The organism is Vibrio sp. D173a, assembly GCF_030248475.1.
This window is the reverse complement of the sequence record NZ_JAHGAH010000217.1, coordinates 24562-33039: the sequence shown is the minus strand read 5'-3', so window position 1 is coordinate 33039 and position 8478 is coordinate 24562. Positions and strand designations below refer to the sequence as shown.

General features: G+C 43.1%; 8 protein-coding genes. 5 read left to right on the top strand and 3 right to left on the bottom strand.

Features of this window, described 5'->3' with window-relative positions:
* Both KIV40_RS20530 and KIV40_RS20525 read left to right on the top strand, forming a co-directional pair.
* On the top strand, positions 1 to 978 hold a 978-nt coding region (locus tag KIV40_RS20530), incomplete at its 5' end, for an HD domain-containing phosphohydrolase (RefSeq protein ID WP_285351058.1).
* A 242-nt stretch (positions 979 to 1220) separates the two neighbouring features.
* Entirely contained in the window at positions 1221 to 1889 is a 669-nt protein-coding gene (locus KIV40_RS20525) for an HAD-IA family hydrolase (RefSeq protein WP_285351057.1), read from the top strand.
* 520 nt (positions 1890 to 2409) lie between these two features.
* Here KIV40_RS20525 and KIV40_RS20520 read toward each other — a convergent pair.
* A complete protein-coding gene (locus KIV40_RS20520; protein ID WP_228175390.1) occupies positions 2410 to 3840 on the bottom strand; it encodes a methyl-accepting chemotaxis protein in 1431 nt (476 codons plus the stop codon).
* A gap of 608 nt (positions 3841 to 4448) precedes the next feature.
* Here KIV40_RS20520 and KIV40_RS20515 point away from each other — a divergent pair.
* Together KIV40_RS20515 and KIV40_RS20510 are read left to right on the top strand one after the other, a co-directional pair.
* A complete protein-coding gene (locus tag KIV40_RS20515; RefSeq protein WP_285351055.1) occupies positions 4449 to 5045 on the top strand; it encodes an ACP phosphodiesterase in 597 nt (198 codons plus the stop codon).
* Between the two features lie 107 nt (positions 5046 to 5152).
* A complete protein-coding gene (locus KIV40_RS20510) occupies positions 5153 to 6406 on the top strand; it encodes a DEAD/DEAH box helicase (protein ID WP_285351052.1) in 1254 nt (417 codons plus the stop codon).
* Positions 6407 to 6435: 29 nt separating this feature from the next.
* On the opposite strand, the gene KIV40_RS20505 is transcribed toward KIV40_RS20510, so the two are convergent.
* Together KIV40_RS20505 and KIV40_RS20500 are read right to left on the bottom strand one after the other, a co-directional pair.
* Entirely contained in the window at positions 6436 to 7224 is a 789-nt protein-coding gene (locus KIV40_RS20505) for an EAL domain-containing protein (protein WP_045395823.1), read from the bottom strand.
* Positions 7225 to 7420: 196 nt separating this feature from the next.
* Positions 7421 to 8053, bottom strand: a complete 633-nt coding sequence (locus tag KIV40_RS20500) for a hypothetical protein (RefSeq protein ID WP_285351050.1) — start codon at positions 8051 to 8053, stop codon at positions 7421 to 7423.
* A 130-nt stretch (positions 8054 to 8183) separates the two neighbouring features.
* Here KIV40_RS20500 and KIV40_RS20495 point away from each other — a divergent pair, with 130 nt between their 5' ends.
* Positions 8184 to 8426, top strand: coding sequence for a DUF2164 domain-containing protein (locus KIV40_RS20495; protein WP_038889249.1), 243 nt, complete (start codon positions 8184 to 8186; stop codon positions 8424 to 8426).
* Positions 8427 to 8478: the final 52 nt, after the last annotated feature.

Genomic DNA, 8478 nt, shown 5'->3' with positions numbered 1-8478 from the left:
TTTGTGTATAAGAGACAGGGCATTCTAGGGGGATTCGTTAATCGCTCTGAACAATATGGATATTCTGCGTCAGAGCTAATGGCGAGCAAGCTTGGTCTCTCAATGACTAAGGTCGGGGACGAACTGATTTCTGAGGCGGTATTAGACTACAACGCGTTGGAGCATTACGGCATCAGTCGATTCGACGTGCCAAGAAGCGCGCACATCATCAATTCGCCACCACCTGCGATTCAAGTGAACATTAAGTTACTCTTGTTCGCGTGTGCATTGATTGTTTTGCTGTCTTTGGTGATTGTTAGCCAGTTCATGACGATTAGACAACGTAAAGTCATCGATCAGAAAAACCGTAAAATCGTCACCTTGCAAAAGCGTACTTTGAATGTGCAGAAGGAGATGATTCACGTTCTCGGTGAAGCCATAGAGTCGCGCTCCGGTGAAACCGGTCAACACGTTAAGCGCGTCGCGAGACTCTCGGCAACTTTGGCTGAGTTTTGCGGATTGAGTCACCGAGAAGTCGAAATGATAGAAGTGATCAGCCCAATGCATGATGTGGGCAAAATCTCGGTTCCGGAGTCCATTCTCGATAAGAACGGTCAGTTGAACGCAGAAGAATGGGAGATCATGAAGCGTCATACCGTCAAAGGTTATGAACTGCTGAGCAATCGCGAGGGCGAAATTGCCAAATTGGCTGCGGTTGTCGCACATGAACACCATGAGCGCTGGGACGGAACTGGCTACCCGAATGGATTGAAGGGGGAAGAGATTCATCTCTTTGCACGTATTGTGGCGATTGCGGATGTGTTTGATGCTCTACTTAGTGAGCGTTGCTATAAACGTGCTTGGACAATTGAGGAAGTGGGTGAACTATTCAAGCGTGAGCAAGGCAAACACGCTGACACAGCCCTGAGTCAATTACTACTGGATAATTTAGATGACTTTATAGAAGTACGCTTTATGTATCCAGATAACGATATTTAAATCAATCTATCATTGCCGAGTGAAGTTTCATATTTCTAACTTATGGGGCTTCATTCGGTGATCTTGCTTAGAAAAACGTTAATTCCCTTTTCTCATTTCTACGAAATGCCAAGTCTGTCGTTTAAACATTTCAAAACTTACCTATTATGTTGATACATATTTAGTACAAATAAATAAGTTAATAAGAACAACGTTAATTGTTCAACGAATGGTTTGAGATATTTGTTGGCGGGGGAAGGCGTATGGCTATCAACAATATTAAGTGCGTCATATTCGATTGTGACGGTACGCTGGTCGACAGCGAAAGCCTGTGTTGCCATGCATTGGTTAATGTGTTTGAGCAATACGGCGTAGAGATGAGTTTTGAAGAGTGTGTTGCACATTTCAAAGGTGGCAAGTTGGCCGATATCCTGCGTGATGCCAAAGCGTTCATGAACGTTAATGTGTCTATTGATGTTCTTGAACCACAATACCGTGAGGAGCTACAGAAGCTGTTTGTCCGCCACCTAAAACCAATGGATGGCGCAAAGCGTCTTATTCAATTCTTGGATTCACACAACATCGAGTATTGTGTGGCTTCTAATGGACCGAAAGACAAGATCGAATACTCGCTTGAGCTAACAGGGCTGCTAGATGCGTTTAAAGGAAAAGTCTTTTCTGCTTTCGACGCGAATAGTTGGAAGCCAGAGCCTGATTTGATCATGTATAGCGCGATGAATATGGGTTTTCTGCCAAGCGATTGTTTGTATATTGATGACACCCCAAAGGGCGTTGAGGCTGGATTAAACGCAGGTGTGAAAACGGTGCAGCTTTACAACGGCGCGCCAATCAACCGACTGGGAGACGAGCGCGTTATCCGAATTCATCATCTTGACGAACTAAAAGAGCAGCTCTTAGGCTGCTCAATTTAATGACAAACGTTACTCAAGCTATGGATATGTTTGAATTTGGCTTGTAGCAACGGAGTTTGGTGTAAGCATTGGATGGAAGAGAAGTTTTTCGTATGGAACCCGCAAGAAGCGCATGTGAATTTCTCACCGTCGGATGAAATCATATATTCATCGCATTGACAGAGTGGACACTGAAGAGCTTCAGTGTCTTTTGTTTTGTAATTATTCATATTGTTCACCAGCAGCAAAATTGAATTGGCAAAATGTAGAATAGCTGAACACCTATCCTTTGAACATTCTTTCATCAAATTCCGAAGATTATTTCGATTCACTTCAAAGTAAATTAATTTGCTACTCAGTTAATACTTGATTAAATAAATACACGTTTGTTTAAAAATCGAGGAAACGCTATGGCTATGGTGCTTTCCTAGGCAACGTTAAAACACCTAGTGAAAAAGGGCTCCAAAAACGGAGCCCTTTGCATTTGGTATCCCTTAGATTGTATCGATTTGAACCTACTAACCTGATGGCGAAACGGTATTTAAGCCGTTCGGTAGCGTTTCAATACTTCGCCAAGTGAAACAGAAGCGTGGGTTAAATTGGTTACGCCTACTGTCGATTGCTGTGCCACTTCACGGATGGTGTTGGATTGTGAGCGAATATCTGACAGCTCAGATGCAATGTCATTTGCAACCGCACTTTGTTCTTCTGCTGACGTCGAGATCTGAATACTCATGTCCATCAAAGATCGTGCAGAATCAGCGATAGCAGTCACGTCCCCTCCAATTTCATCGATCAATTGGCTACTGGTTTGAGCTTGCTGAACGGTACGATCAGTAATTGATGCAATGTTTCGACTCTCAGATTGAAGCTTTTCAATCATGGCTTGGATCTCAACTGTCGCTTGCTGGGTACGGCTTGCAAGGGTACGGACTTCGTCTGCAACTACGGCAAACCCACGGCCTTGCTCCCCAGCACGAGCGGCTTCAATAGCAGCATTTAATGCGAGCAGGTTAGTTTGTTCTGAGATGGCGTTTATCGTCGTGATAACATCATTAATCTGCGTCGTGTTTTCATTCAAACTGCTTACTGATGCTGATGCCTGTTCAATGTAACTTGAAAGGGTTTCAATCTCTGAAATGACGCTTTGAACGCGAGCGCGGCTATTTTCAATCTGCTGGGCATCTTGGTCTGATTGAAGTGTCGCTTGTTGAGAAATACTCGACACTTCTTTTGCTGATGCAGTCATCTCTTCCATTGCTGTTGCGACAGAATCCAGCGTTTGATACTGATGCGCGATTTGAGTTTCACTCAACTTCATGTCTTGTTCGAACGCGGCAGAAGTTTCGCTCATTGTATTGGCATTGTCTTTAACGCTGTTTACTAATTCAGTTAGCGTATCCATTGATTTATCGAGCGCACAGCCAATCGTACCAAACTCATCTCGCCCTGGATGGAAACCAAGACGAGAGGTTAAGTCTCCTTCACCAATCTTTTGTGTGGTGGTGTAAAGAACCCAAAGTGCGCCGCCAAGGAAAGTGGCAACCCAGTAATTGAATAGGGCAAACGGCACCACCCAAAGAAAGCTAAGAAGAAAAGAGGTCAAGGCGTCAGATTTAGCTTGCTCAAATTGGCGTGAAAGGTTTTCTGTCAGTTGGATTGCCTGACCGGAATTCAGCTTCGCGTAAGCCGTTACCGTTCCATTGTTGAACGTCGTATCACCGGCGTTAATTGTACTCACCACACCATTTAGGTTCGCCAAGCTTTGAGGCTGCGCTTGGATAATACCCGCAAGTTTGGCTTCTACAGTAAGGATAGACTGGTCTTCAAACTGCTGAATATCATTGAAATATCGGCTTCCTGCCACTGAAGTCAGAGTCACTAGGAATAGAAGAAAAATGACCCAGATTTTGTCGTTGATAGACATTTTAATAAATAGCTTGTCTATCGTTCTAAACTCAACTTCTCTCATTAATCGCTCCATTTGAGATGAAAAGGGGTGAACTAAATTAGAGAACTATCGAAACAAAATATGAGATTGTAATCAGCAAAATATGTAACGAGCAGTTGATTTATTTCAAATTATGAGAACTGTGATCACATCTAACGGTATGTTATATCTATTAATGGCAATTATATTGATTAATTTTAACAATGAGTCGCATATGAATTGGCGGCAAATTTGACGAAAAGTCAGTGGGTTAGGAGAGATGTTGCGCAAACGTTTACTTATGATTTCTGTCATAGCTTTCTAAATCTTTACTTCTCGCTGTCATGAATGTGTCATATAAAGGCTATAAAAAGGAGTTGCTGTCATCGATGAAGAAAAGAAATGGCAGTAAAGATTGAAGCAAGATTGCTTCAGGAGATGTAACACAAAGGAGGTCACAATGAGCGACCAATACCACAACGACGAATGCCTAGAGATGCTTGATGCACTTGAAATCGGTATTATCTTGTCGGACTACATTGGCTCAGAAGACGAAGCCGAATAAGTACAATTAGTACTCTCACCGCGTCACAACAGACGTTATAATTAAGTTCATGTAAGACGAGCCAAAAGGCCACTCACAGCGTCTAATGAACTTTCTAGCCCACCTGCATATTGCAGATCACTGTAATAGCCACTTAATGGGAAACTTGCTTGGAGATTTCGTAAAGGGAGATCCAAGCAAGCAGTATCACTCTGATATTTCCAATGGCATAAAACTTCACCGTTTTGTCGATCGCATCACCGATCACCATTCCATTGTTGAAGAGTGCAAACCGCATTTTACGGGCGTATCACGTCGCTTTGCGCCAATTGCACTGGATATGTTTTGGGACCATTGCTTAGCGAAGCACTGGCATGCATTTAGTCACCAGTCTTTAGATTCGTTTGTCCGATACGCTTATCAGCAAGTGAATAACCAAATCTCTGATGAGTTACCACCAAGATTTTTATTGCTTCACAGTCGAATGTGGAGTGGAGGGTGGCTGCACTCTTATCGAGACTTGGAGAACATCGAGTTTGCGCTTCATCGAATGTCACAAAGAAGCCCTCGTATGGCCGATCTCACTACGACATTTGAAGTTCTCGATCGCGAATATGAACAATTGGAAGGGAAGTTTTCGACTCTTTATCAAGATGTTCTGGAGCAGTCCAGTCAATTCCATCAACAGTTAGTGAATTCGTAAGTGAGTTCATTCATAACTCAATAATTTCATAGCGTCTTGTCTGCTAAAGGTAGTATGACCAAAGGCGCTCTGGTAAACTCTGCGCTCCAAAAATTATGAGGTTTATCATGTCCGTTAATTTCGCTGATCTTGGCGTTGAACAACAGTTGGTTGATACCCTAAGCGGTATGAATATTGTTACTCCGACACCTGTTCAAGAAAAGTCGATTCCACACGTATTGGAAGGCAAAGATCTCCTGGCTGCTGCGCAAACAGGTACTGGCAAAACTGCCGCATTTGGCTTACCTATCATCCAATCGGTTCAGCAGAAGAAACGTAACGGCGCGCCACAAGCACTCATTCTTGTACCTACGCGAGAGCTTGCTCAACAAGTTATGGACAACCTGACTCAATACGCAGCAAATACGGACCTTAAGATTGTTTGTGTTTATGGTGGTACGAGCATCGGCGTTCAAAAGAAAAAGTTGGAAGAGGGCGTAGATATTCTTATCGCGACGCCAGGTCGCTTGCTGGATCACTTGTTTAACGGCAATGTAATCATCGCTAAAACGGGCATTCTTGTACTTGATGAAGCAGACCGCATGTTAGACATGGGTTTCTGGCCAGATCTGCAACGCATTCTTCGTCGTTTACCTCAAGACAAACAAACCATGCTGTTCTCAGCAACGTTTGAGAAGCGCATTAAAACCATTGCTTATAAGCTGATGGACTCCCCAGTCGAAGTGGAAGTGTCGCCAGCCAACACTACGGCAGAAACCGTTAAGCAAATGGTTTATCCAGTTGATAAAAAGCGTAAACGTGAGCTATTGGCTTACTTAATTGGTTCTCGTAACTGGCAACAAGTTCTTGTCTTTACAAAAACCAAGCAAGGCAGTGATGAGCTAGCAAAAGAGCTTAAACTGGATGGGATCAAAGCGGTCTCTATCAACGGCGACAAATCTCAAGGTGCTCGTCAACGTGCGCTCGATGAATTTAAAGCAGGTAAAGTACGTGCGTTAATCGCAACCGATGTGGCTGCTCGTGGTCTGGACATTCAAGAGCTAGAGCAAGTGGTGAACTTCGATATGCCGTTTAAAGCCGAAGATTATGTTCATCGTATCGGGCGTACAGGTCGCGCTGGTAAATCAGGCTTGGCGGTTTCTTTAATGAGCCGCGACGAAGAGTACTTATTGACGGCGATTGAAAACCTACTTGACCAACGTTTACCGCAAGAGTGGTTAGAAGGTTTCGAACCGAGTTTAATCGAAGAGGTTGAGCCAGAGCGTAGTGGTGGTGGTCGCCGTAAGAGTCGCTCTTCGGAAAAACGTAAGATGAAAGCGAAACTCGCTATTCATAAAAACCGCGGTAAAAACCGAAAATAAAAGGTGATGGCGGTTATCAATGACTTTGATTACGCCGTCTTAACTTCTTGGTAGGCTTCAAGTGTTTGAGGCATCGCCAGTAAATAGCCTTGATACATATCGAAACCGAGCTTTTTCATTAAATTAAGTTGATGTTCGGTTTCAATTCCTTCTATAACGGTTTTTGAGCGAATATCTTTTGCCAAAGACAATGCTTCCATTAAACACGCAAAGTCGCCACTCTCATATCGCAAAAGTAATGATCGGTCTATTTTGATGATGTTTGGTCTCACGCATTTGACGCGTTCAACCGTTGAGGCGTCAACTCCGTAATCATCGATGGCAAGCATATAGCCGTTATCACTGAGTTCTTTCGTCGCTTTATAGAGAAAGTTCTCGTCACTCGCATCCAACTCCACTAATTCCATCACGATTTGTTCACGGCGAAGATCTGCTTCGATGATGGCTTGCTTCAATAGGTTGCTGTACGACATGTCTTTCGCGAGCATTTCTGCTGCTTTAGGTAAGACATTAAGAAAAAGCTTTTTGTTGCTAAACTTGGATTGGCCAAAATTACTGATGTGGATCAGACGGCTTAATCGCTCGACATTAATTTGGTCTTTTACTGGGATGGTATTGGATTGGAAAAATTGGTCTGGTCTTATCATTTGTCCGTCTTGGTTACTAATACGAACCAGAGCTTCAAGGCCGATGATAGAAAGATCTTTCTGATAAATAGGTTGAAACACACTCCTCAGCGTCAGTTGCTTGTAGTGTGCAATATACTGCCCATCTAATTGTTTTGAAATGCAGCCAAGCAGCTGCGTGATGCTCATCATTATTGTTGTAACCTAGACCAAGATACTTCCACTGATGCTTAACTGATTGTTGTGCATCTAGTTTTACTATAGTAGTTTGAATCTAATTGTGGCAGTGGGATTAAGGCAAGAGAGTTAGCGTTGAATGAACAGAAATATCGACTGGTATCAAATAAATCGATGAACGGGCTGATAACCTACCCGTTACAATTTGATGCTACCACTGTAAGACCGCATAAAGTTGAAGGTATTTTCGAACCAGTTGTTGCTTGTTCGATCGGCGCAAAGGATGGCCAAATTTAATGTAGCAAGGACTAATACCAAAGCGCGTATCAAGTGAGCGGGTCAGCTGTGACTCGCTTGTGTAAAGCGTAATGCCTTGTTCTGTGTATTCAGTGATTGGCTCAGGAAGTTCACCCATCCACCAGTGCAAGAGTTCGCGGCTGGTTTTGCTGCGACTGATCCAGTGGTCACTGACTAAAAACAACAAGTCGTTGGGCTGTAGGGCATAGCCATATTCGCTTTGCCATTCCATGATGGAGGAGAGCAAGTTCTCTCGACAAGAATTACCGGCACTCACCATATGATGACTTAACACCCAAACTGTGCCTATCTCAGAGGTGATTCGATAATGGTGAGGCAAGTCGGGAGAATCAAGTACTTCAATGGGTTTGATGATACTGCTGTGGCCAAAGTGACGAAACGTATGTTCCATTCGTCTCGCGAAGGCCATTCCTAAATGGTGTTCGCTCATTCCTTGGTTATGCACCGCAGGATAATGCTTCTCACAAAGTTTGAGGCAATCGCCCTGAAAATCATTGACACTTTGGATGACTAAGTCGAGTAGCAAAGAATATCCCTTAACGGTTAACAAATTGAACGGCGAAAGGTTAGCATAGTCCATTTAGGATAGACTAATTTCGATAGGCAACTTCTTGATCTAAACATCAAAATTTATAATAGAGTTCCGCAGGTAAAATATGATCAAACTAGAAAGAGCACAAAAAGAAGTGTTGGCAGCCGCCATCCAAGAATATATGCAAGACGAGTTAGAAGTGGAAATCGGTCAATTTGATAGTGAGTTTTTGATTGATTTCATCACGGAGAAACTGGCGCCTTTTTATTACAACAAAGGCATTGAGGACGCAAAATCCGTTATTGAACGACGTATGCTTGAGATGAATGATGAACTGTATGAGATCGAGCAAGAAGTTCAACTCTAACTGTCCGTTTTTAAAGTGATTTAAAGTTCCTTCTAATTTTTCGAACAAGTTG

Excerpts from the sequence above, each read along its gene's own strand:
- KIV40_RS20505 (WP_045395823.1), bottom strand. The coding sequence starts at position 7,224 with ATGATGAGCATCACGCAGCTGCTTGGCTGCATTTCAAAACAATTAGAT.
- KIV40_RS20510 (WP_285351052.1), top strand. The coding sequence starts at position 5,153 with ATGTCCGTTAATTTCGCTGATCTTGGCGTTGAACAACAGTTGGTTGAT.
- KIV40_RS20515 (WP_285351055.1), top strand. The coding sequence starts at position 4,449 with ATGAACTTTCTAGCCCACCTGCATATTGCAGATCACTGTAATAGCCAC.
- KIV40_RS20520 (WP_228175390.1), bottom strand. The coding sequence starts at position 3,840 with ATGAGAGAAGTTGAGTTTAGAACGATAGACAAGCTATTTATTAAAATG.
- KIV40_RS20525 (WP_285351057.1), top strand. The coding sequence starts at position 1,221 with ATGGCTATCAACAATATTAAGTGCGTCATATTCGATTGTGACGGTACG.
- KIV40_RS20495 (WP_038889249.1), top strand. The coding sequence starts at position 8,184 with ATGATCAAACTAGAAAGAGCACAAAAAGAAGTGTTGGCAGCCGCCATC.